Origin of the sequence: Antarctobacter heliothermus (assembly GCF_002237555.1) — a bacterium.
Lineage (GTDB): Bacteria > Pseudomonadota > Alphaproteobacteria > Rhodobacterales > Rhodobacteraceae > Antarctobacter > Antarctobacter heliothermus_B.
In genome coordinates, this window is the sequence record NZ_CP022540.1 from 1701111 (window position 1) to 1724318 (window position 23208).

General features: G+C 61.2%; 25 protein-coding genes and 1 riboswitch. Of the genes, 15 read left to right on the top strand and 10 right to left on the bottom strand.

What is annotated here, in order from left to right:
• The first annotated feature begins 19 nt into the window (after nt 1–19).
• Nucleotides 20–1663 carry a chaperonin GroEL gene (gene groL, locus ANTHELSMS3_RS08060; protein WP_094034420.1) on the top strand — a complete coding sequence of 548 codons (1644 nt, stop codon included), beginning with the start codon at nt 20–22 and terminating at the stop codon, nt 1661–1663.
• A gap of 197 nt (nt 1664–1860) precedes the next feature.
• On the opposite strand, the gene ANTHELSMS3_RS08065 is transcribed toward groL, so the two are convergent.
• Nucleotides 1861–2301, bottom strand: coding sequence for a gamma-glutamylcyclotransferase family protein (locus ANTHELSMS3_RS08065; RefSeq protein WP_094034421.1), 441 nt, complete (start codon nt 2299–2301; stop codon nt 1861–1863).
• Between the two features lie 173 nt (nt 2302–2474).
• Between ANTHELSMS3_RS08065 and ANTHELSMS3_RS08070 the strand changes: the two genes are divergently transcribed.
• The 7 genes from ANTHELSMS3_RS08070 to ANTHELSMS3_RS08100 all read left to right on the top strand — a co-directional run bounded on the left by ANTHELSMS3_RS08070 (nt 2475) and on the right by ANTHELSMS3_RS08100 (nt 9765).
• A complete protein-coding gene (locus tag ANTHELSMS3_RS08070; protein WP_157733445.1) occupies nt 2475–2804 on the top strand; it encodes a hypothetical protein in 330 nt (109 codons plus the stop codon).
• 93 nt (nt 2805–2897) lie between these two features.
• Complete coding sequence (locus ANTHELSMS3_RS08075; protein WP_094034423.1) at nt 2898–4031, top strand: hypothetical protein; 1134 nt, start codon at nt 2898–2900, stop codon at nt 4029–4031.
• Between the two features lie 5 nt (nt 4032–4036).
• Nucleotides 4037–4666, top strand: a complete 630-nt coding sequence (locus ANTHELSMS3_RS08080) for a ribonuclease HII (RefSeq protein ID WP_094034424.1) — start codon at nt 4037–4039, stop codon at nt 4664–4666.
• An 89-nt stretch (nt 4667–4755) separates the two neighbouring features.
• The gene (locus ANTHELSMS3_RS08085) at nt 4756–5871 is read left to right on the top strand and encodes a site-specific DNA-methyltransferase (protein ID WP_094034425.1); all 1116 of its coding nucleotides are present in this window, start codon (nt 4756–4758) and stop codon (nt 5869–5871) included.
• Nucleotides 5872–6043: 172 nt separating this feature from the next.
• Nucleotides 6044–6709 carry a cupin domain-containing protein gene (locus ANTHELSMS3_RS08090; protein WP_094034426.1) on the top strand — a complete coding sequence of 222 codons (666 nt, stop codon included), beginning with the start codon at nt 6044–6046 and terminating at the stop codon, nt 6707–6709.
• A gap of 73 nt (nt 6710–6782) precedes the next feature.
• Nucleotides 6783–7673: a DMT family transporter gene (locus tag ANTHELSMS3_RS08095; RefSeq protein WP_094034427.1), complete on the top strand. Its 891-nt coding sequence runs from the start codon at nt 6783–6785 to the stop codon at nt 7671–7673.
• Between the two features lie 106 nt (nt 7674–7779).
• On the top strand, nt 7780–9765 hold the full coding sequence (locus tag ANTHELSMS3_RS08100) for a methyl-accepting chemotaxis protein (RefSeq protein ID WP_254694884.1): 1986 nt from the start codon (nt 7780–7782) through the stop codon (nt 9763–9765).
• A 15-nt stretch (nt 9766–9780) separates the two neighbouring features.
• Here ANTHELSMS3_RS08100 and aroC read toward each other — a convergent pair whose 3' ends face one another.
• On the bottom strand, nt 9781–10896 hold the full coding sequence (aroC, locus tag ANTHELSMS3_RS08105; protein ID WP_094034429.1) for a chorismate synthase: 1116 nt from the start codon (nt 10894–10896) through the stop codon (nt 9781–9783).
• Between the two features lie 55 nt (nt 10897–10951).
• Nucleotides 10952–11122: a hypothetical protein gene (locus ANTHELSMS3_RS25460; RefSeq protein ID WP_157733446.1), complete on the bottom strand. Its 171-nt coding sequence runs from the start codon at nt 11120–11122 to the stop codon at nt 10952–10954.
• Nucleotides 11123–11243: 121 nt separating this feature from the next.
• A riboswitch (TPP riboswitch) is annotated at nt 11244–11356 on the top strand.
• A gap of 44 nt (nt 11357–11400) precedes the next feature.
• On the opposite strand from ANTHELSMS3_RS25460, the gene thiB reads away from it, so the two are divergent.
• From thiB to ANTHELSMS3_RS08120, 3 genes are read left to right on the top strand one after another with little or no spacing between them, the layout of a single operon-like run.
• Entirely contained in the window at nt 11401–12387 is a 987-nt protein-coding gene (gene thiB, locus ANTHELSMS3_RS08110; protein ID WP_094034430.1) for a thiamine ABC transporter substrate binding subunit, read from the top strand.
• The gene (locus ANTHELSMS3_RS08115) at nt 12363–13880 is read left to right on the top strand and encodes a thiamine/thiamine pyrophosphate ABC transporter permease ThiP (protein WP_094034431.1); all 1518 of its coding nucleotides are present in this window, start codon (nt 12363–12365) and stop codon (nt 13878–13880) included. Before thiB ends, ANTHELSMS3_RS08115 begins: the two co-directional genes overlap by 25 nt.
• Entirely contained in the window at nt 13867–14571 is a 705-nt protein-coding gene (locus ANTHELSMS3_RS08120) for a thiamine ABC transporter ATP-binding protein (RefSeq protein ID WP_094034432.1), read from the top strand. The genes ANTHELSMS3_RS08115 and ANTHELSMS3_RS08120 overlap by 14 nt, the downstream gene beginning before the upstream one ends.
• Before the next feature lie 74 nt (nt 14572–14645).
• Here the strand turns inward: ANTHELSMS3_RS08120 and ANTHELSMS3_RS08125 are convergent, their stop codons facing one another.
• The 3 genes from ANTHELSMS3_RS08125 to petA are packed head-to-tail and all read right to left on the bottom strand — an operon-like array spanning nt 14646 to nt 17394.
• A complete protein-coding gene (locus ANTHELSMS3_RS08125; protein WP_094034433.1) occupies nt 14646–15422 on the bottom strand; it encodes a cytochrome c1 in 777 nt (258 codons plus the stop codon).
• A gap of 20 nt (nt 15423–15442) precedes the next feature.
• Nucleotides 15443–16789: a cytochrome b gene (petB, locus tag ANTHELSMS3_RS08130; RefSeq protein ID WP_094034434.1), complete on the bottom strand. Its 1347-nt coding sequence runs from the start codon at nt 16787–16789 to the stop codon at nt 15443–15445.
• A gap of 11 nt (nt 16790–16800) precedes the next feature.
• Complete coding sequence (gene petA, locus ANTHELSMS3_RS08135; RefSeq protein WP_094034435.1) at nt 16801–17394, bottom strand: ubiquinol-cytochrome c reductase iron-sulfur subunit; 594 nt, start codon at nt 17392–17394, stop codon at nt 16801–16803.
• Nucleotides 17395–17615: 221 nt separating this feature from the next.
• On the opposite strand from petA, the gene ANTHELSMS3_RS08140 reads away from it, so the two are divergent.
• Nucleotides 17616–18269, top strand: coding sequence for an outer membrane protein (locus tag ANTHELSMS3_RS08140; protein WP_094034436.1), 654 nt, complete (start codon nt 17616–17618; stop codon nt 18267–18269).
• Nucleotides 18270–18336: 67 nt separating this feature from the next.
• On the opposite strand, the gene ANTHELSMS3_RS08145 is transcribed toward ANTHELSMS3_RS08140, so the two are convergent.
• The 3 genes from ANTHELSMS3_RS08145 to ANTHELSMS3_RS08155 form a co-directional block, all read right to left on the bottom strand.
• Nucleotides 18337–18942, bottom strand: a complete 606-nt coding sequence (locus ANTHELSMS3_RS08145; protein WP_094034437.1) for a glutathione S-transferase — start codon at nt 18940–18942, stop codon at nt 18337–18339.
• Between the two features lie 66 nt (nt 18943–19008).
• On the bottom strand, nt 19009–19932 hold the full coding sequence (locus ANTHELSMS3_RS08150; protein ID WP_094034438.1) for a tyrosine recombinase XerC: 924 nt from the start codon (nt 19930–19932) through the stop codon (nt 19009–19011).
• 13 nt (nt 19933–19945) lie between these two features.
• Nucleotides 19946–20653: a DUF484 family protein gene (locus ANTHELSMS3_RS08155; protein WP_094034439.1), complete on the bottom strand. Its 708-nt coding sequence runs from the start codon at nt 20651–20653 to the stop codon at nt 19946–19948.
• Nucleotides 20654–20835: 182 nt separating this feature from the next.
• Here ANTHELSMS3_RS08155 and ANTHELSMS3_RS08160 point away from each other — a divergent pair, with 182 nt between their 5' ends.
• Complete coding sequence (locus tag ANTHELSMS3_RS08160) at nt 20836–21153, top strand: antibiotic biosynthesis monooxygenase family protein (RefSeq protein ID WP_094037005.1); 318 nt, start codon at nt 20836–20838, stop codon at nt 21151–21153.
• A gap of 6 nt (nt 21154–21159) precedes the next feature.
• On the opposite strand, the gene ANTHELSMS3_RS08165 is transcribed toward ANTHELSMS3_RS08160, so the two are convergent.
• Nucleotides 21160–21849, bottom strand: coding sequence for a winged helix-turn-helix transcriptional regulator (locus ANTHELSMS3_RS08165; protein WP_094034440.1), 690 nt, complete (start codon nt 21847–21849; stop codon nt 21160–21162).
• A gap of 266 nt (nt 21850–22115) precedes the next feature.
• On the opposite strand from ANTHELSMS3_RS08165, the gene ANTHELSMS3_RS08170 reads away from it, so the two are divergent.
• The gene (locus ANTHELSMS3_RS08170) at nt 22116–22529 is read left to right on the top strand and encodes a universal stress protein (protein WP_094034441.1); all 414 of its coding nucleotides are present in this window, start codon (nt 22116–22118) and stop codon (nt 22527–22529) included.
• A 30-nt stretch (nt 22530–22559) separates the two neighbouring features.
• Nucleotides 22560–23111 (top strand): hemerythrin domain-containing protein, encoded by a 552-nt coding sequence (locus ANTHELSMS3_RS08175; RefSeq protein ID WP_094034442.1) that lies wholly within the window; start codon nt 22560–22562, stop codon nt 23109–23111.
• Nucleotides 23112–23208: the final 97 nt, after the last annotated feature.

Here is a 23208-nt window from a genome sequence, read left to right on the forward strand (position 1 = left end):
CTTCTAAGGAGGACATGCGATGTCTGCAAAAGATGTGAAATTCGATACCGATGCCCGCAACAAAATGCTGCGCGGCGTCAACATTCTGGCCGATGCGGTCAAGGTGACTTTGGGCCCCAAAGGCCGCAACGTGATCCTGGACAAGTCGTTCGGCGCACCGCGCATCACTAAAGACGGTGTTTCTGTCGCCAAAGAGATCGAACTGGAAGACAAGTTCGAGAACATGGGCGCACAGATGGTGAAGGAAGTTGCTTCCCGCACCAATGATGAGGCCGGCGACGGCACCACCACCGCGACCGTTCTGGCCCAAGCTATCGTCAAAGAAGGCCTCAAGGCCGTTGCCGCTGGCATGAACCCGATGGACCTCAAGCGCGGCATTGATCTGGCGACTTCGAAAGTCGTGCAGTCGATCAAGGACGCGGCCCGCAAGGTCGAAAACAGCGACGAAGTCGCTCAGGTTGGCACCATCTCCGCCAACGGCGAAGCGGAAATCGGTCGTCAGATCGCTGACGCGATGCAGAAAGTCGGCAACGAGGGTGTCATCACCGTCGAAGAGAACAAAGGCCTCGAGACCGAGACCGATGTTGTCGAAGGTATGCAGTTCGACCGTGGCTACCTGTCGCCCTATTTCGTGACCAACCCGGACAAGATGATTGCAGATCTCGAAGACTGCATGATCCTGCTGCACGAGAAGAAACTCTCGTCGCTCCAGCCGATGGTTCCGCTGCTCGAGCAGGTGATCCAGTCGCAAAAGCCGCTGCTGATCATTGCTGAAGACGTCGAAGGCGAAGCGCTGGCGACCCTCGTGGTCAACAAGCTGCGTGGCGGCCTGAAGATCGCAGCCGTCAAGGCACCGGGCTTCGGCGATCGCCGCAAGGCCATGCTGCAGGACATCGCGATCCTGACCGGCGGTCAGGTGATCTCCGAAGACCTCGGCATGAAGCTGGAGTCGGTGACCATGGACATGCTTGGCACAGCCAAGAAAGTCTCGATCACCAAAGACGAGACCACCATCGTCGACGGCGCTGGCGAAAAGGCCGAGATCGAAGCACGCGTTTCCCAGATCCGTACTCAGATCGAAGAAACCACTTCGGACTACGACCGTGAAAAGCTGCAGGAACGTGTTGCCAAGCTGGCAGGCGGCGTTGCCGTTATCCGCGTCGGTGGCATGACCGAAGTCGAAGTGAAAGAGCGCAAAGACCGTGTTGACGATGCTCTGAACGCGACTCGCGCAGCTGTTCAAGAAGGTATCGTCGTTGGTGGCGGTGTTGCTCTGGTTCAGGGTGCCAAGGTTCTCGAAGGCCTGACCGGCGCCAATAGCGACCAGAACGCAGGCATCACCATCGTTCGCAAGGCACTGGAAGCACCGCTGCGCCAGATCGCCGAGAACGCCGGTGTTGACGGTTCGGTTGTGGCTGGCAAGATCCGCGAGTCGAATGACCCCAAGTTCGGTTACAACGCGCAGACCGATGAATATGGCGACATGTTCAAGTTCGGCGTCATCGACCCGGCCAAGGTTGTCCGTACCGCTCTGGAAGACGCTGCATCGGTTGCTGGCCTGCTGGTCACCACCGAAGCGATGGTTGCCGACAAACCGGCCAAAGAAGGTGCACCTGCCGGTGGCGGCATGCCCGACATGGGCGGCATGGGCGGCATGATGTAATCACGCTTCGCCCTGCGAAGTGTGACCGGGGGGGCGCAAGCCGCTCCGACATCGCCCGAAAGACAAGACAAAGGCGCCCCAGGGCGCCTTTGTGCGTTTGATGTGGTGCGTGTTGTGATCCAGCCTGGTCATGCGGGGGGCAACAGATTGTATCAGACCGACAGACGACGCCAGTTGGGCGCATTTTTTTGCGCGAGTCAGATCGTCTGCGGGATGTGGCGGTTGAACCGGCCCGACGGAACCCGTGTCGCGCGCGACAAATCCCAGGAATAGAGATAAGAAATCGCGTCGATGACGCGATTGTCGTCCATCGTCACAGGAACGCGGCGGCGCATGAATTCATGTGGTTCCGGGCGGGACGGGTCGCAGGCCTCATAGATGTCGAAGGCGGCAATCAGGGCCTCGGCCCCGTTACTCAATGCGTAGACTTCGCCGTGGACACGGTCGTTGTCATAGCCCGATGGAACCGCGCCGGGATACCGTTGGCCGGGGTCCTCAGGGTCCTCGATATGATAGAGACGAGCCCGGATCCAGCCCAAGCCGATCAGATCGGATTCCTCGCGGAGTCGTGCGCTAATCGGGTGGTTTGCAGTGGTCATCAACGTGCCATAGACAAAAAGATAAGTGAACTGGGACATGAGACCCCTTCTTGGCTGTATCCGTCCGTCAGGCTTAGCGTGGTTTGGCCATCGCGAAAAGAGTTTGACCTTACGCGTGTGTCGTCTGCGTCAACGACAACTTTCAAGAGATCGGGTCTCGCGGTGACCGGCTATTCTGCTAGAGTGCGAAAATCCAAAAAACGAGGAATGTCATGAGTCGCCGAGACCCTAGAAAAGCGTTGGTTCTGGGTCTGCCAGAGCCGCTGCGGAAGGTTTTGGTACGCCAGTCCACCGCCCATGTGCCGCTGGCCTATCTGGTGCGGCAAACGTTGCGGCGCGCTTTGGATGCGGGGACCGAATGGACCAAGACTGTCTCATCCGGTGATCGGCGTCCGATCCTTGTTCAACTCAGCTGTGAAGAACGTGCGAGGCTGGAGATGTGGATCGGATCCCGCAAGGTGACCGAAGAAGAGGCCGTGCTGACCCTGATCACGGCTTTTCTTTCGGACGAAGGCGTACAGGTCGATCCCGAAAGGGGTTGAGACCGGCCCGCGACCCGCGCTTTAAGGCAGAACAAGGCGGCTGATACGTTCAGCGGCTAGAATCGGCTCCGGCGGAGCAGGGGAGTTCAGCCTATGTTGAAGAAATATTTGGTTACGCTGGGCTTGTTGATGGCCGCTCCGGCGCTGGCGCAGGATGCGGCCGAACAGGCGCTGTTTGGCAATGACATCTACAAGGCGGGGGCCACCGTCCGCATGTCCGAAACCGGGCGCGACGACGCCTTTCTGGCAGGTCAGCGCGTACAACTGGCTGCGCCGGTCACCGGGACGGCGCATATGGCCGGACGCTGGGTTGATGTGGACGCGGATCTGGGCGGCAGCCTGTACGCCGCCGGACAGCGGGTGCGGATCAGCGCGCCGGTGGCCGGCGATGTGGCGCTGGCGGGTTATACCCTATCGGTGGACGCAGCGATCGCGGGGGATTTGCGCGCTTTTGGGTCCGAGGTCGTCGTGAACGGCACCGTCGGCGAAAGCCTGATTGCCAACGGCGAGATTGTGGAACTGAATGGCCAGATTGCAGGCGATGCCGTCATCTCATCGCGGGAACTGACGTTCGGCGCGGGGGCGCGCATAGACGGGACGCTGACACTGTATGAAGACGTGGTCGGCGCAACAGACGTTCCCGAAAGCGTGGTCGCGGCGGAGCGGCTGACGCGGATTGAATTGAAATACAAGCGCGTCAGCGGGGCGTTTCAACACCCCGCCGGGTTGCCGAAGCAGAGCATTGGCGAAAAGCTGTCCGACATGGTGTCCTGGGTGCTTGTGGTCGGGGCGATCACGGCGCTAGTGGCGCTGATTGCGCCGGTACGGATGACTGATATGGCGAACCAGATCGCAGCACGCCCCCTGCGTCTTGTCGGTGCCGGGTTCGTTGGCCTGTCCATCCTGACCGGGGGCGGCGTTGTGGTGGCGGTGACGATGATCGGTGCGCTGCTGACGCCATTTTTCTGGCTGGCGGCCGCAGCGTTGGCCGCAGCGGGTCTGATTGTCGGGGTTTATGCCCTTGGCCGCTGGGCGTTGAGCTATGTGCCGAAGCTGCCGCTCCCCTGGATCGACCGGGTCGTGGCGGCGTTCATTGGCGCGTTGCTGGCTGGACTTATCAGTCTGATCCCGATGCTGGGATGGGTTTCTCTGGTGGTTCTGGCCATTGTGGGCGCGGGCGCGCTTACCGTGCGGCTGCGCGCGGTACGGCGGATGATGGCGGGCTGACCCTCATGGCACTTACACTGCGTCTGGAAGAGGCGCTCTGGGCGCGTGGGTTTACGCGCGTAGCGGGGGTTGATGAGGTCGGGCGCGGACCACTGGCCGGGCCGGTTGTGGCCGCGGCCGTGATCTTGACCCGTGAGGCCATTCCTGATGGGCTGAACGACTCCAAAAAGTTGAGCGCCAAACGCCGCGATCATCTGGAGCCGCTGTTGCGGCAAAGCGCGCTGATTGGCCTGGGCGTGGCCAGTGTCGAAGAGATCGACGACATAAACATCTTGCAAGCCAGCCTATTGGCCATGCGCCGCGCCGTGGCGGATTTGTCCATCGAACCAGACCATCTGTTGATCGACGGAAACCGTTTGCCAACCGGCTTGCCGTGTCCCGCGACGCCGGTGGTGGGCGGCGACGGGGTGTCGCCGTCCATTGCTGCGGCCTCAATTGTGGCGAAAAACTGGCGGGATAATGTCATGAAAGAGGCCGCAGTACGGTTTCCCGGATACGGCTGGGAAACAAACGCCGGCTACCCGACGAAGTGTCACAAATCTGCACTCCGAGATTTGGGGGTGACCCCTCTGCATAGACGTTCCTTTGCTCCGGTGCGCGATATCTTGTGGCAAGAGAAAAACTCAAGTGACTGATTCAAAATTAGAATTGACCGCGAATCACCTTTGACTCATCTTTCCCTCAACCAATGAGCGCGACAACGTGCCGGGGACAGAGGCAGAGAATGACGAAGATGACCAAAATGACGAGCGCGCATGCGCTCCCTCTCAACACGATTCTGGCGGGGGACTGCATCGATGTGATGAACAGTCTGCCGGAGGCGTCCGTTGATCTGATATTTGCCGATCCACCCTACAATCTGCAGCTGAAGGGCACGCTGCACCGTCCCGACAATTCTCAGGTGGACGCGGTCGACGACCACTGGGACCAGTTTTCGAGTTTTGCCGCCTACGACAAGTTTACCCAAGACTGGCTCGCAGCGGCGCGCCGATTGCTCAAGCCCGACGGGGCGATCTGGGTAATCGGCTCATATCACAACATCTTTCGGGTGGGCGCGGCGTTGCAGGACGCGGGCTATTGGATCCTGAACGATGTGGTCTGGCGCAAGGCCAACCCGATGCCCAACTTTCGCGGTAAACGGTTCACCAACGCGCATGAGACGATGATCTGGGCGTCCAAGGGCGAGGGGGCCAAATACACCTTCAACTATGAGGCGCTGAAGGCCCTGAACGAGGGCATCCAGATGCGCAGCGACTGGGTTCTGCCAATCTGCAATGGCGGTGAGCGACTCAAGGATGACAACGGCGACAAGGCGCATCCGACGCAAAAGCCGACCTCGTTGCTGCACCGTGTTCTGGTTGGCTCGACCAAACCCGGCGACGTGGTGCTGGACCCGTTCTTTGGGACAGGCACAACTGGTGCCGTGGCCAAGATGCTAGGCCGCGATTGGATCGGGATCGAACGCGAAGATGCCTATCGCGCCGTTGCGGAAAAGCGCATCGCCAAGGTGCGTGCCTTTGACAAGGCTGCGCTGGAGGTCAGCACCTCAAAACGCGCCGAACCGCGTGTGCCCTTTGGCCAGCTTGTCGAACGCGGCATGCTGCGCCCCGGCGAGGAACTGTGGAGCATGAATGGCCGTCACAAGGCCAAGGTCCGCGCCGACGGGACGCTGGTGGGGAATGACGTCAAGGGGTCGATCCATCAGGTCGGAGCCCAGCTTGAGGGCGCGCCGTCGTGCAACGGCTGGACCTACTGGTGTTTCAAACGGGACGGCAAGACCGTGCCAATCGACGTACTGCGTCAGCAGATCCGCTCGGAGATGAGTGAACGCCCGAGCTGAGCGTTACCTAGACAATTTTATCGAACACCGCCGATGCCGCGCCTATGCGCGTGGCTCGAACTGGCCCCGCTTGTCCTTTGGCAGGCGGGGCATTTTTCATAGACGGTTGTCGGGGGCTGGTCCATCTGTCCACGCCGCCCTAGTTTAGAAGGGTTAACAAGGAGAGGCCCGGATGGAGCTGAATGCCGATTTCACCAAGCGGGTGGTGGTTCGCCCCGAAGAGCATCATTGGCGGCCCTCGCCGGCGAACGGCGTCGAGCGGATGATGCTGGATCGGATCGGGGATGAGGTTGCGCGGGCGACCACGATCGTGAAATTCGCGCCTAACAGCGCCTTTGACCGGCACAGCCACGGCGGTGGTGAGGAATTTCTGGTCCTTGACGGGGTGTTTTCCGACGAACATGCCGACTATCCCGCCGGAACCTATGTCCGAAATCCAATCGGCTCCGCGCATACGCCCCACATCGGGCCTGAGGGTGCGGTGATTCTGGTCAAGTTATGTCAGTTCGACGCGGCAGATACCGAACAGGTGGTGATCGACACGCGGTCAGCGGTGTTCCAATCCAGTTCCGAAGAGGGGCTGAGCGTACTGCCGTTGCATAAACACGGCCCCGAGGTCGTCCGGCTGGTGCGCTTTGCCCCCGGCACCCGGTTGAACTTCCAAGGCCAGAGGGGCGGCAAAGAGGTTTACGTGATCGAAGGTGTATTGCAGAACGACAACGGGCGTTACCCGGCGGGCACCTGGCTGCGCAGCCCGGATCGGTCGCAACATGCGCTTTTCTCCGATGACGGTTGTCTGATTTTCATCAAGACGGGTCACCTGCCCGTTGGGGCCTAAGCCGTGCGCATGGCAGTCAATCGCAGTGACGATGGGGCTTTCAGCGGTGCGTGAAAGGCCCTAAGCCTTGCCCATGGATATTCGCGCGATCTTTATGGGCCTCGCCTTTGCGGTGATGTGGTCTTCGGCCTTTACCTCCGCCCGTATCATCGTGGCCGCGGCACCGCCGCTGTCGGCGCTGGCGCTGCGGTTCCTGATTTCGGGGCTGCTGGCGGTTGTTTTGGCCCGGATACTGGGGCAGACTTGGCGGCTGACGCGTAGCCAGTGGCGTGCGACGATGATCTTTGGTCTGTGTCAGAACGCGCTGTATCTGGGCCTGATGTTTGTTGCCATGCAAACGGTTGAGGCCTCGCTTGCGGCAATTGTTGCCTCGACAATGCCGCTCCTCGTCGCGCTGGCTGGCTGGATGTTTTACGGTGACCGGCCGCGCCCGCTGGCTCTTGCCGGGCTTTTCGCAGGTATTCTTGGCGTTGCCTTGATCATGGGGGCGCGGTTTGGCGGCGGGGTTGATCCGTTTGGGGTCGCGCTTTGTGTGGCCGGGGTTATTGCGCTGACGGTCGCCACGCTGTCGCTGCGCGGGGCGACGTCGGGGGGCAATTTTCTGATGGTCGTCGGGTTGCAGATGCTGGTGGGCTGCGCGGTCCTGACAGTTCCAGCGCTGGTACTTGAACCGCTGGAGGTTGACTGGTCAGTCAGCCTTGTGGTGGCCTTTGCCTACACGGTTTTCGTGCCGGGGTTGGCCGCGACGTTGGTCTGGTTCTTGCTGGTCGACCGGATCGGTGCCGTGCGCTCGGCCACGTTTCACTTTCTCAACCCGTTTTTTGGTGTGGCCATTGCTGCGGTCCTTTTGGGCGAATCGCTGCGGCCTCTGGATCTGATCGGCGTCGCGATAATCGCGGCTGGCATTCTGGCTGTACAATTGGCCAGAATACCGGCGGTACAAGATAAAACTCTCAAGAATTGAATACCCCTGATGAGGGTCCGGTAACGTTTGTTTACGGACCTGCCGCTACACCCGGTTCCAAGAGCCGGGTTCCTGTGTGCCTGGCGTTATGGCGCGAGGGCACTTCATGGGCAGGTTCACGATCCGAATACAGGTGATGTTGCTGGCATCGGCCTTTATCGCGACGCTTCTGGTGCTGTCGGTCATTTCCTGGACGGTGAAATCCGAACTGACGACCAAGCTGAGCCAAACCTCGGACCTGTCAAAGGAAAGTGAGCTGTTGGGACAGATCATTCGGCAGGCCCAGGATGCGGAACTTGCGATGATGCTGTTTGTTGCAGGCGACGATCCGCAGATCGACGAAATGCGCAACAGCATGGCGGCGGTCCACCGCCACCTTGGCGCTGTCCCGGGTGTGTTCTCTGCGGCTGAGGGCGATTTGGTGATCGATCTGGACTTTATTGCGGCGAACCTTCGTCCTTTGTCCGTTGACGTCGAGACGCTGGCCGGGCTGACGCTGTTTGACCGCAAGGCCTTTGCTTACAAAGCGATCTTGCCGGTGTTGGAAGAAACGCGCGCCGAATTGGCTGCCATGTCCGAGGATCTATTCAAAAAGGTGTCGGTGCTGGATGCAGAGGCAACCCGGGTGGCGGCAGCCGCAGACATCAAGCAGCTTGTTGGCAACGGGCTGGTCATGTTGGTTGCCTTGTTTTTTGCCTTTGTCTTTGGACGGTCGCTGTCCCTGCCCATTCGGCGCGCCAGCGATGCGGTGGCCCGCATGGCAGATCACGACTACGAATTTGAGCTTGCCGATACAGACCGCGCAGATGAGGCAGGGATGATTTCGCGCGGGCTTGAGGATCTGCGGGGCAAGCTGGTCGCAGCCGATGCCGCCGAGAAACGCGCAACCGAGGAAAACGGTCGCCGGGTCGATCTGTTCCAGACCTTTGGGACCGCGATGAGCCGCTTGCGGAACGGCGACCTGCGCAGCCGAATTAACGGCGTGGAATGGCAGGATCTGGGGGAGAGCTATGTCACCCTGTGCACGGATTTCAACTGCCTAGCAGAGGCTCTTGAGGGGCTTGTCGGCTCCCTACAGCAAAGTGCAGACGCGGTGACGGGCAATGCCAACGAGCTGTCGACTATGTCGGATGAGATGTCGCGCCGAACCGAGGTTCAGGCCGCCACGCTGGAGGAATCGGCCGCGGCGCTGGATGAATTGTCAGCCAGTGTGCAATCGGCGTCGGAACGGGCGCAGGACGTGGATTCCAAGGTCGTAGAGGGGCGACGACGCGCCGAAAGAGGCGGTGAGGTCATGGCGCGCGCACTAGAGGCGATGGGGTCGATCGCAAAATCGTCCAACCAGATTTCACAAATCATCACGGTCATCGACGACATCGCGTTCCAGACCAATCTGCTGGCGCTGAACGCCGGGGTCGAAGCGGCCCGCGCCGGTGAATCCGGCAAGGGGTTCTCTGTAGTGGCATCCGAAGTTCGCAGTCTTGCACAGCGTGCGTCGGAATCCGCTAGCGAGATCAAGGAACTAGTTCTGAACAGTTCGCAACAGGTCGAAGACGGCGAAAAGCTGGTACAGGAAACCAGCGAAACCCTGAACCACATCGTCGACAGCGTGACAGAAGTCTCCGTCATGGTCTCTGACATCGCCACATCGGCCAAAGATCAGGCCAGCGGTGTGCGTGAGATCAACATGGGGGTGAGCGAACTGGACAAGGCGGTCCAGCAAAACGCCGCCATGGTCAGTCAGACCAATACGGCCAGTCAGGAGTTGCGGGTCGAGGCCACACGTCTGTCGGATGTTCTGTCGCGGTTCTCGGGCGCCGAGACAGTGAATGCCATCGGTTCGTTGGCGAGCGCAACGCCCGAACCCGGAACAGAGGGTTGGCCGGACCATCAAAAACCAAAACTAGACGACACTTGTTCCGCTGCGGACACTGAGAGGTTGGTGCACGGAAATTGGTCCGCCGGGACCATAGAGCCGGAGCCCGTTCAGGTCGTGGTCGACCCTGACAGCGCCGAAGGTGCCAGCCTGTATGACGCCACTCCGCCACGTCGCAAGGCGGCGGGCGGCGAGGGCCAGTGGACGGATTTCTGACCCGGGCGATCCGGTTCAGGGCCGGTCGGTATCACCGATGCGTCCGCCAGCGTCGCCAACCTGACCACGATGCAGCAGCAGGTGGTCTAGCAGAACACAGGCCATCATCGCCTCACCCACCGGCACAGCGCGGATGCCGACACAAGGATCATGGCGACCCTTGGTGACGATCTCGGTGTTTTCGCCGTGAACCGTGATGGTCTTGCGCGGTGTCCGGATGGAAGAGGTCGGTTTGACGGCAAAACGCACGACGATGTCCTGCCCGGAGGAAATGCCGCCAAGGATGCCGCCTGCGTGGTTCGAGCTGTAGACAGGCCCGTCCTTACTCATGGTGATCTCGTCGGCGTTTTCGGTTCCGGTCAGGGCGGCGGTTGCCATGCCGTCGCCAATCTCTACCCCTTTGACGGCGTTGATCGACATCATCGCGGCCGCCAGATCTGTGTCCAGCTTGCCATAAACCGGTGCGCCAAGCCCAGCGGGCACGCCGCGGGCTACCACCTCGATCACCGCACCGACGCTTTCGCCCGATTTGCGCAACGTATCCAGATACCCGGCCCATTCCTCGGCGGCCTGCGGATCAGGGCACCAGAACGGGTTGGCAGCAATCTGCGCGTCGTCAAATTGTGCCCTGTCCGCCTTGCGTGGGCCCATCTGAACCATGTAGCCGCGCAGGTCTATCCCGGGGACCAACGCCGCCAGAGCCGCACGGGCAAGCCCGCCAGCGGCCACCCGCGCAGCGGTTTCGCGGGCAGAGGACCGCCCGCCGCCGCGATAATCGCGCAGACCGTATTTCTGAAAATAGGTGATGTCGGCATGACCGGGCCGGAATTTTTCCGCGATTTCCGAGTAGTCCTTGGACCGCTGATCGGTGTTCTCGATCATCAACTGCACCGGGGTGCCGGTGGTCCGTCCCTCAAAGACACCCGATAGGATCCGGACCGCATCCGCTTCGCGCCGCTGGGTGGTGTATTTGTTCTGGCCCGGTTTGCGCATGTCCAGCCAGTGCTGCAACTGCGCCTCGGTGATTTCGATCCCCGGCGGGCAGCCGTCTACCGTCGCGCCCAAGGCGGGTCCGTGGCTTTCGCCCCAGGTTGTGACACGAAAGAGATGTCCAAATGTGTTCAGGCTCATGGCGCGTCCCCTCTATTTGAGGGCGAAATACGCAAGGCGGGTGCCAAAGCCAAGACTATTCGAGCAACTCCCGCCGGTGGCGGGCAATATCCGCGACAGCGCTGGTGGCGCGATCAACGGCAATGACGATGAAAGTAGACAGCCAGAGCGGTATTTCAAAAGCCGCCAGCCAGCCGAAACAAAGGTAGATGAGCCAGATACTGGCCAGCTCGAGACATAAAATCATTATACGCGTTCCCCCAAGGGCGCCTCCTTTCTCCTGAAATTTCTGTATGTACTGGTGGTATCATAGTACCGCAAAAAAGTCACGGAGATTGTTGAAGTTCCCACGCAGGGGCGCTAGGGTCCACCTCACCTCGGGGTGTCGGTTGGTGAACCGTCTGAGATGTCCGTACCGCGGACGAACCCGTTGAACCTGAACCGGTTAAAACCGGCGGAGGGAAGGGTGCGGGCCGCTACGACGGACTCCAATCTTGCCCTCGCGCCGCAATTTTGGAGGATCTCATGAGATCACTGACCTTCACTGTTGCCGCGGGATGTCTCAGCGCTGGCCTTGCCATGGCTGAGACACCTGTTCTGACAGTTTATGCCCCTGACTATTTTGTTTCCGAATGGGGGCCGGGCCCAAAGATTGAGGAACTGTTTGAGGCGCGTTGCGCCTGCGACCTGCAATTCAAACCCGGCGATTTGCTGCCGCGCATCCTGCTGGAAGGCGACCGCACTGAGGCCGACGTTGTGATTGGCCTGAACACGGATGTCACGAAAAAGGCGCGTGAGTCCGGGTTGTTCGCACCGCATGGGGTGGACTTGTCGCCTCTGACGCTGCCACTGGAATGGACGGATGAGGTGTTCCTGCCGTTCAACTATGGGCACACGGCGTTTGTCTATGACACCACCCGCATCGAAACGCCGCCGGCGAGTTTTGACGCGCTGCTGGACGCGCCCGATGATCTGCGTCTGGTGATCCAGGATCCGCGATCCTCAATTTCCGGCCTTGCGCTGGTTCTATGGGTGCAAGCGGTCTACGGCGACGAGGCAGAAGCCGCGTGGGACAAACTGGCCCCGAAAATCGTCACCGCGACCAAAGGCTGGTCGGAAAGCTATGGCATGTTCACCGATGGCGAGGTGGACATGGTACTCAGCTACACCACATCGCCCGCCTATCACATCATCGCCGAAGAGGATGAGACCAAGAAGGCCGCGATATTCCCCGAAGGTCACTACTTCATGGTCGAACTGGCGGCGAAACTGGCCGGGACAGATCAACCAGAACTGGCGGATCAGTTCATGTCCTTTGTCCTCAGCGAAGAATTCCAAGGTATGATCGCAACTGGCAACTGGTCCATCCCTGCGGCGCTGTCGCAGGACAAGTGGCCCGAGGGGTTCCAAAAGCTGGATCTGCCGGAAAACGTTCTGTTTTATTCCGAGGATGAGGCGGCAGAGTTGCGCGCAGAGGCCATCGAGGCATGGCGGCGCGCGCTCTCGCGGTAAGCGCGGCACTGGCCCTAGCGTTTTTGACGCTGGGGCCGGTGGCTGTGGTGCTGGCGCGGGCCGGGGGCTTTGGTGTTCTTGGCCCGGGCGATTGGCAAGCGGTGCGCTTTACCCTGTGGCAAGCTTTGCTGTCGGCCGCGTTCAGCGTGGTGCTGGCGGTGCCGGTGGCCAAGGCCATGGCACGGCGGCGATTTTCTGGGCGCGGTTTGCTGGTGACGCTCTTGGGCGCGCCGTTCATCCTGCCGGTGATCGTGGCGGTCATGGGGCTGATCGCGGTTTTTGGACAGGCAGGGCTGGTTAATGCGGGCCTGGCAGCTTTGGGGCTGCCGACCATTGATATTTACGGCGTGCACGGGGTCGTGCTGGCTCATGTGTTTTTCAACCTGCCACTGGCAGTGCGGATGCTGTTTTCCGCCTGGCAGGCCGTCCCGGCAGAGCATTTCCGGCTGACGGCCTCGTTGGGGTTGAGCGGGCAGGCGCAATGGCGGGTAATCGACGGGCCATTGATGGCCAGGGTCTTGCCCGGGGCATTTACGGTAATATTCGTGATCTGCCTGACCAGCTTTGCGGTGGCGTTGACGCTGGGCGGAGGTCCACGGGCCACGACGGTGGAACTGGCGATCTATCAGGCCATGCGTTTTGAATTTGATTTAGGCCGGGCGGCGGCGTTGGCGGTGTTGCAACTGGCGCTGGCGCTGGCGGCGGGGTTGGTGGCCTTGCGTTTTGCAGGGCAAAGCGGCTTTGGCGCGGGGCGCGACCGGGTGGTGCCACGCTGGGACGGGCAGGGGCCGTTGGCCCGGATCTGGGACGGTGCGTGGATTGTACTGGCGGCACTGTTCCTGTTGGTGCCGTTGTCGACGGCGGTCTTGCGGGGCGTGCCGGGGCTATGGCTGCTTGGCCCGGACACGCTGCGCGCGGCGGGGCATTCGCTGATGGTGGCGTTGGGCTCGACGGCGTTATGTATGGCTTGGGCGCTGCCATTGGCGTCGCGCCGGGGAGAACTGTTGGCCTTGCCCGCCATCGCGATTTCGCCACTGGTGCTGGGCACGGGGCTGTTCCTGATCGTGCGACCGTTCATGAACCCGTTTGATCTGGCACTGCCGGTGACGGGTCTGGTCAATGCGCTGATGGCGTTGCCCTTTGCATTGCGCATCTTGCGGCCAGAGGCAGAGGCCGTTGCGCGCGACTATGGCCGCCTGCGGGCAACCCTACGCATGACACCCTTGGCGTGGTTACGGCTGATCTGGCTGCCGCGTCTTCGGCGGCCCATGGGCTTTGCCGCCGGGCTGACGGCGGCGTTGGCGATGGGCGATCTGGGAGTTATCGCGTTGTTTGCAGACCCGGATCGGACAACCCTGCCCCTACAGGTGTACCGTTTGATGGGATCATACCAGATGGAGGCAGCGGCCGGGGCGGCGCTGCTGTTGTTGATGCTCAGTCTCAGTCTGTTCTGGCTGTTCGATCGTGGAGGACGGGTGAATGCTGCGACTTGAGGATCTACAGGTGCCAATGGACGCGGACGCTTTGAAGGCTGATCTGGTGCTGCCACCCGGTCGGCGGGTGGCGCTGTTGGGCCCGTCCGGCGCGGGCAAGTCGACGCTGTTGGACGCCATTGCCGGGTTTCGTGAGACGACGCAGGGGCGCATCCTCTGGCAAGACCGTAACCTGACACATCTGCGCCCCGAGGCGCGCCCGGTCTCTATCCTGTTTCAGGACAGCAATCTGTTTCCCCATCTGACGCTGGCACGGAACCTGTGTCTGGCCCTGCATCCCGACGGTCGCCGCCCCGACGATGAGGCGCGCGCACGGATCGAGGGCGCATTGCGCCGCGTAGGTCTGGAGGGCATGGCGGACCGTAAGCCCGGTACCCTGTCCGGTGGCCAGCAGGGGCGCGCTGCGCTGGCGCGCGTGCTGCTGATGGCGCGGCCGGTGATCCTGCTGGATGAACCGTTTGCCGCGCTGGGACCGGCGTTGAAACGCGAAATGCTGGATCTGGTGCGCGAGGTGGGAGAGAGCCTTGCCGCGCTGGTGGTCATGGTGACCCATGACCCACGCGATGGCGCTGGTTGGGCGCAGGACGTGGTGTTGGTTGCCGAGGGAATGGCGCATCCACCTGTTCCGACGGAAAGGTTCTTTGGTGATCCGCCACAGGCCTTTCGCGACTATATCGGCACGGCAGACTAATGCCCGACCCGCGCGCCAGAAACGAAAAAGCCCCGCCAGATTGGCGGGGCTTTTCTTTTGTCATGTCACTGTGATCAGGCTGTCGGCTTGCGCTTGATCGGGGCCCAGAGGCGCTTGTTGACCAGATAGAGAAGCGCGGTCAGCACCACCAGAAAGAACACACCGATAAAGCCTGCTTCGCGGCGGGCCATCAACTTGGGCTCTGCGGTCCACATCAGGAAGGCGGCAAGGTCTTGCGCCTCATGGTGCAGGTCGTTGGAGTGGCCATCGTCAAAATCGACGTCCTCGCCATACAGCGGCGGTGCCATCGAAATCCAGCCTCCGGGAAAGGCGTGGTTCTCATAGAGGATCGAACCTGCTTCTTCCTTTTCTTCGCCGGTGTAGCCGCTCAGCAGCGAGGCGATGTATTCCGGACCGCCCATGCCCTTGAACATCTGGTTGATGCCAAGGCCGTAGGGGCCGTGAAAGCCTGCGCGCGCCTTGGCCATCATCGACAGGTCGGGCGCCCCGGCAGAGGTCACCGCCGGGAAGTGATCGGTCGGGATCGCTGGGCGGAAGTCGTCCAGCTCTGCGTCGAACACCTCGAAGTTGGCGGAATAGGCGATGACCTGCTCTTCGCTGTAGCCGAGCGCCTTGAGATCGCGCAGCGGGACGTAGCGCAGCCCGTGACAGGCTGAACAAACCTCTGTGTAAACCTTGAGGCCGCGCTGCAGCTGGTTCTGGTCCCAGGTGCCGAAGGGGCCTTCGAACGAGAAGGCAAAGTCTTCGACATGGGCCTCGCCACCGGCGGCATGTGCGCCGCCGGCCAGACCGAGGGCCACGAAGGCCGCGAGGGTAAGTTTCTTGAACATCTCTTACGGTCCTTCCTGTCTTATTCGGCCGGGGTCGGGGCAGCAGTGCCCTTTGCCGCGTCCTTCGGCGGATAGTGCGCGTCGAAGTCGGCCTCGATTGTGTCGGGCTGTGCCAGCGGTTTTTCGATCACACCCAAGAGCGGCAGGATGATCAGGAAATAGGCAAACCAGTAGGCCGAGGCGATCAGCGAGAAGCTGGCGTAGGGTTCCTCGGCGGGCATGGCGCCCAGCCACATCAGCGCAAAGAAGTCGATCACCAGCAGACCGAACCACCACTTGAACATCGGGCGGTATTTGCCCGAACGCACTGAAGAGGTGTCAAGCCAAGGCACCAGCGCCATGACAAGGATCGCACCGAACATCGCCAGCACGCCAAAGAACTTGGCGTCGATTATGCCGCCTGTGACGAAGGAGGCGAATTGCACCAGCCAGACGTCCGAGGTGAAGGCGCGCAGGATCGCGTAGAACGGCAGGAAGTACCACTCCGGCACGATGTGTGCGGGCGTCGAAAGCGGGTTCGCCTCAATGTAGTTGTCGGGGTGGCCCAGGTAGTTCGGCATGAAACCGACGATGGCAAAGAAGACTGCCATGATCAGCGCCAGCGCAAACAGATCCTTGATCACATAGTAGGGCCAGAACGGAACGGTGTCCTTTTCGGCCTCTGCCTTGGACGCGCGACGCACCTCGACACCGGTCGGGTTGTTATTGCCCGTGGTGTGGAAGGCCCAGATGTGAACGGCGACCAGCGCGGCGATCACGAAAGGCAGCAGGTAGTGCAGCGAGAAAAAGCGGTTCAGCGTGGCGTTGTCCACCGCCGGTCCACCTAGCAACCATGTCTGGATCGGTTCACCCACCAGCGGGATGGCACCAAACAGGCCGGTGATCACGGTCGCGCCCCAGAAGGACATCTGACCCCAGGGCAGAACATAGCCCAGAAAGCCGGTGCCCATCATGCACAGGTAGATCAACATGCCGATGATCCACGTCACTTCACGCGGGGCCTTGTACGATCCGTAGTACAGACCACGGAAGATGTGGGCATATACAGCGACAAAGAACAGCGAGGCGCCATTCATGTGCAGGTAGCGGATAAAGTGACCGCCGTTCACATCGCGCATGATGTGTTCGATCGAGGCAAAGGCCAGATCAACATGCGGTGTGTAGTGCATCGCCAGAATGACCCCGGTGGCGATTTGCAGCACCAGACAGAAGGTCAGGACAATACCCCAGATCCACATCCAGTTCAGGTTCTTGGGGGTGGGGATCATGATCGTGTCGTACAGAAGACCCACGATCGGCAGGCGGCTGTGCAGCCACTTTTCTACGCCGGTCTTGGGCTCATAATGGTCGTGTGGAATTCCAGCCATGTTCTAGCTCCTTAACCCAGCAGGATCGTGCTGTCGTCGACCCATTCGGCGGGCGGGACAGGCAGGTTTTCGGGGGCGGGGCCTTTGCGGATGCGGCCCGCCAGATCGTAGTGCGACCCGTGGCAGGGGCAGAACCAGCCGCCAAATTCACCGGCATCGCCCAGCGGCACACAGCCCAAGTGGGTGCAGACACCCATCTGGACCAGCCACGCTTGTGGCGCTTCACCCTCGGGCGAGGGCATCGTCCGGTTGGCATCGGTTGCGGGTGCATTTGAATCGGCCAGGTTGGCGTTGCGCGCGTTGGTGTCAACGACGCTCTCGCCTGCTGCAAAGGCCACTTCTTGTTCCTTGGCTTCTTCAATCTCGGCACCGGTGCGGTGGCGGATGAAAACCGGCTTGCCCAGCCATTTGACGGTCAATTGAGTGCCGGGGGCAACGCCAGACACGTCAACCCGGATGGTCGACAATGCGCGCACGTCGGCCGAAGGGTTCATTTGATTGACCAGCGGCCATACGGCTGCGGCTGTTGTGACGACTCCGGCGCCGCCGGCGGCGTAGTAGAGGAAATCTCTTCTGGTGCCTTCGTGGTCTTCTGCGTGGGACACGAGGTTCGCTCCATTGCTGTGGGGCCGGCGGCCCGCGGTAAACCCATGAATCCGGAGCCTCCACAGACTCTGGACCCCGCTCAGGCACGGTATCTAGCCGGGTGCCTCAGAGTGGTAAAGGATGCAAAAGCCTCACACTCAATTCTCGCGCGCATCTGTCGCGGTTGAAACCGCCCCTTCCCAATGATTATGTCCTATCAACGAACGATAGAGGCGGCGACATGCGGCGTTTGATTCTTTCCTTGGGTATCCTGATTGGTCTTGCAGCACCTGCTGCGGCTGAGATGGAGCTTTCTATCTACTCCGGGTGGCAAACCCTTCCGCATAGCCGAATCTCGGGCAAGTTGCCCAATGGTGGCGGATCATACGACGAACTCGTCGGCTGGGAGGGCAAGCCCTTTACCATGCCGCCCTACTATGGCGCGCGTGCAACATGGTGGCGCAGCGATACATTGGGCTTTGGCGTCGAATACACCCATACCAAGGCATATGCAGACGATTCGACGCAAAAGGCCCTTGGCTTTGACCGGCTCGAGTTTACGGACGGCCACAACGTCCTGACGGCGAACGTCATGCGCCGCTGGCCGGAACGCTGGGGCAAGGTGACGCCCTATGTCGGCGGCGGTTTGGGGATCGCGTTTCCGCATGTCGACGCTGACCATGTCAGCGGTTCGGACACATACGGATTTCAGGTTACAGGTCCGGCCATGCGTTTGACTGCCGGTGCCAGCTATCCGATCAGCGATCGCTTTTCGGTCTTCGGGGAATACCAGTTCACCTATTCCGCAAACGAAGGCACGTTTGACGATGGCGGTACGTTCAAGACCGACATCAAGACCAACGCGCTGAATGTCGGTATCTCGCTGAATTTCTGACGGGATGCGGGGTTGACCCCGCCAATTGGTTTCACAGTGGGCGGACAGATGTCCGCCCTTTTTCGTGTCAACCGCTGGGCATCGTCGCGATCATCGACGGGCGTTGGGCAAACTCTGCATACCAATCGGACAACGTATCGCGGCCCGTGCGCCAAGACCGCGCTTCATGCCGGTAATCAAGGTACCCCAGTGCGCAGCCCACAGCGATATGACCCATGTCCATGCGGCCCTGCAGGTGGCTCATCCAGCGGGTGCCCAATGCGTCCAGGGCGCGCGACACCTTGGCCCACTGACCTTCGATCCAATCCATCGAGACGTTTTCCGGTGTGCGAAAGCGCTCTTCGTAGACGATCAGAACCGCCGCATCCATGATCGCGTCGCCCGTCGCCTCCAACGTCAGGGTGTCCCAGATGCGGGATTCCGGATACAGTTCCGCCTTGGCGCGGTCGTTCAAAAAGCGGCAGATCACCCGACTGTCATAGAGCGTCGGGCCGTTGGTGCGCATCAACGCCGGGATCTTGCCCAGCGGATTGGCGGAAATCAGCGCCGGATTGGGGGCCACGGGGGTGGTCTTGACGTTCACGATCTCCACATCGTCCATCTGCCCGGTCTCGTGCAGGGTGACCATGACCTTGCGGACAAAGGGCGAGGCGGCGGAATGGAGCAGTTGCATCGGATGTCCTTATCGTTGCAGGGGCGACTCGCCCGGCGGACAGGTAAACAGGTTGCACGACCGGCGTCACGCCTTGGGGTGCGTTGCCTCGTAGACCTTCATCAGGTGAACCTCATCCACTGCCGTGTAGGCCTGCGTTGTTGACAGGGACGCGTGGCCCAGAAGTTCCTGTATGGCACGCAGATCGCCGCCCGCAGCCAACAGATGCGTGGCAAAGCTGTGGCGCATGGCGTGCGGCGTGGCCGTGGCGGGCAGGCCCAGTTGCATCCGCGCGCGTTCCGTCGCCTTGGACACCAGTCGCGGGTTCAACGCGCCGCCGCGCGCGCCACGAAACAGTGCGGCGTCCGGTTCGACCGGAAAGGGGCACAGCCGCAGGTAGGTGTCGACTGCCCGGACCGCAACTGGCAGCACCGGAACGATCCGTTCCTTGCCGCCCTTGCCGACGATTCGCAGAGACGCACCCAACGGCAGGTCACGGCCTGTTAGGCCCAATGCCTCGGAGATGCGCAATCCACAGCCATAAAGCAGGGTGACCACGGCGGCGTCACGCGCGCCCTGCCAGCCTTCGCGCGATTGCACCTCGACCGTGTCGATCATTGCACGCGCGGCGTCCTCTGTCAGCGGGCGGGGCAATTTCTTTTGAAACTTGGGCGCGCGGGCCGACAACACGGCGGTCGCTTCAAACCCTTCGCGGCGCGCTAGCCAGCGGTAAAAGCTTTTGACTGCGGACAGTTTGCGCGCCACTGACCGCGCGCCGATGTCCTGCCGACGCAGATGCGCCATCCAAGACCGCATGTCGGTCGTGGTCACGCGTGCCAGCGGGGCCAATCCCTGCGGTTCGGCGTGATGTGCTGTCAGAAAGACAATGAAATCCAGCACGTCGGTGCGATAGGCGCTCAGCGTATTGTCGGCAGCGCCATCCAGCGCCTTGCAAGCCTCCAGCCAGTTGGCCAACACGTCGCGGGCGGCAGGAGAGATCTCAAGGCTCATTGCGCACCCGGCCTCAGGCCAGCCACCGCCGCATCGCCCGCTCAAACACGCCTCCAAAGAAGGCCAGCAGATCGGTGCCCTGTTGCGGCGTGAATTGATGGGGGTCTTCGGACCCCATGACAAGCAGGCCGGGCAGGCGACCGGGACCGAAATCCAGACGCAGACAAGCCTCAGAGCGCATCCATTCGGCGCGCTCGCCATAGATCGTCTCGCCGCCCTGTTGCACCTGCCGCAGTACAACCGGACGCATTGGCGCCTCACGGCCCTCACCGGCATAGGCCTCGACAAAACCGGGTTCGGCCACCGACAGCACGTCGCCAAGGCGGCGCACCACCGGGTCGTCGTCTTCTTGCGCGGTTTCCAGAACAAGGCGGATCATGTCGACGCGCAGAATCTGCGCTACCTCGCCGCCAAGGTCGTGCAGGAATGTTTCAAAATCGACGGGGTCCAACATCCGCAACACTGCGCGGTGAATCTGGTTGGTTCCAGCGAGGTTCTCATAGGCCGCCGCGATCACGCTGCGATGGGTGTCCTCCAGCCGGTCTAGCCGCGATTCCAGTCGCTCCATCGCGATTCCGCGCAGATCGATGATGTTTCCACCCATCGTCCGCTCATTCGAGGCGATCAGGGCCTGCATAAGATCCTTGTCGTCAAGAATCATGTCGGGGCGGGAAATGATGGAATCGCGGACCGACTCCTCGATACGCTTGGTGCTGCTCATGGGCCTGTGTCCTGCTCGTGCCGCGCTTGTGCGCTTGATCTTTTCGGATTGGACACTGTGTGGCCCTACGCGCCCTGACCTGTCAAGAATTTCCACCCCTCTACACGGTGTCGGCCCGTGACCGCGCGGGTTTGGCCACGGTCGCAATCCATGCCACACTCTATTCAGAAGAGGAGAGCCCGATGCCCAGGATTACCGTGACGTCCGACGCCCAAACCGTCATTACTACGTTTGAGACCAGTCCAGGCCAATGTCAGGATCTGCTGGACGCGCTGCAGTCGGCCTATGCCGAGTTCATCTCGAAACGGCCCGGTTTCATCGCTGCCGCACTGCACGTCAACGACGCGCAGACGCGGATCGCCAATTATTCGCAATGGGAGCGGCGCGAGGATTTCCTTGCCATGTTGCGATCCGGCGAAATGCGAGAGCGCAATCGCGCGCTGAACAGCTTTTGCCGCAGTTTTGAGCCGGTCCTTTATGATGTGGCGGCGACCTACTAGGCGGCCTCAGGCAGCGATGGCCCCGTCGAGGCAGTTGGGGACAAACCGATAGCCCGATCCGCGCACTGTTTCTATGTCGACAGCCCCTTCAGTGGCCGCAAGGCAGGCCCGCAGGTTGCAGACATAGACATCGAACACACGCGGATCGGGTTCATCCTCCAACCCGTAGATATGGCCCAGCAGCGCGGCCCGGTTGATCAGTCGCCGGGGGCGCAACGCAATGTATTCCAGCAGTTCATAGACCTTGGGGCTCAGCTTGATCGGGCAGCCCGTCAGATGGGCTATGCGGTGTTGCAGGTCTATCGACAGGGGACCATAGCGCAGCACCGGTTGCGCCAGTCCGTGTGCCCTGCGGGCTATAGCCGAAAGGCCCATCATGGCCTCTTCGGGCGGGCTGGCCGGGTCAAGAACCGTATCGGCCCCGCTTTCCAGCCAGCGCACGATCTGAGTGTGTGAGGCGTCTTTTGCCATCAATGCAATCGGCATAAGGGGATGGGCACGCCGCAGGTTTGCCAGTGACAGGCTGGGGCGGTCCAGATCTCTGGCGTCAAGCACCAGCAGGTCGGCGGGTGTGATGTGGAGAAAGTGGAGAATGTCCTCTGGCCGGTCGGTCCGGGTCAACAGGTTGCCCGCGTCAGATAGCGCGCTGGCCAGCGTCATCAGCGACCAATTGGTTTCGGCGATCAGGTAACGCATCGCGCAAACTCCTTGCCAACTTTCCGGCAAGGAGACGTCTGGTCCATGCGGAAAGGCCGCCTTTCGGCGATCGGACCCTGCCGACCCGTTCTGTGAACGGCAAAAAGGCCAGTTTGCGGTGCGTTCTGACACCGCTCAACAGGCTAGGCGGACAATGTGTCGTGATCATGACCCTCCAATGGCGGGCAGGGGGCAGGGGCACATGACCTGTATCAAGGCGGGTTACTGCGCCTTCGCTCACTCTGGTCCCATCAGGAGGAATGCCCATGTACAAGAACATTTTAGTCCCTCTCGCCTTTGGCGAAGACAGCGATGCCCGGATCAAGTCCGCCACGGCGGTGGCGCAAAGACTGGCGACTGAGGATGCGCGCATCACGTTTTTGCACGTTATGGAACAGGTGCCGGGCTATGCTGTCAGTTACTTGCCTGCCGACTATACGGCGCAGGCTCGACTGGCGATCGAAAGTGAACTCAACGACATCGCCGCGGTGGTGCCGGGCGGAGTTGGTCTGGTGGTGTCGGGCCATTCCGGGCGGACCATTCTGGACTGGGCTGCGGACAATCCTGTCGATCTGATCGTAATCGCCTCGCATCTGCCCGGAATGCAGGATCTGCTGCTGGGCTCGACCGCAGCTCAGGTGGTGCGCCATGCCCAATGCGCTGTGCATGTGCTGCGTTGACTCTGCCCCGTTCGGCACCATCCTGCGGGCATGGACAAGACACTTGACCTGACCCGCCGCGACGGTCTGCCAGAGGCGCTGTATGCCCTGCGTGCCGACTATCCGCGCGACACATGGCAGACGCATCGCAACTTTGATGGCTTGGTGGCGTTCTGGCTGGACCGGCACCTGATGTTCCGCCGTCTTGCAGAAACGCTCCGGCAAGATGCAGAGGCCGCCGTTGATGGCGCCATCGACCTGCGCCGGATGCAGGCGCGGTTGACGCGCTTCGGTGGCATGTTGCTGCAACAGCTTCACGACCACCACCAGATCGAGGACGTGCACTATTTCCCCAAACTGGTCGCCTATGAGGCGCGACTGTCGCGCGGGTTCGACATTCTGGACCGCGACCATCACGCGATGGACGGGCTTCTGCAGCGCTTTGCTGAGTCCGCCAATGGAGTGCTGCAGGACAAGATCGAACGGGGTGCCTTTCATACGGAGATCACGGGGTTTGAGACGCTCTTATTGCGTCATCTGGAGGACGAAGAGGACCTGATCGTGCCCGTCTTGTTGAAGCACGGGCCGCAGGGGATGGAGTAGGACTGGCGGCTGGCCCGACCGCCGTGGCGCGGTTTTCCCGAATGCCGCTTGATGCGGTGTCTGTCCAATCACATACTGCAAAGTGAATGTGAGTGCG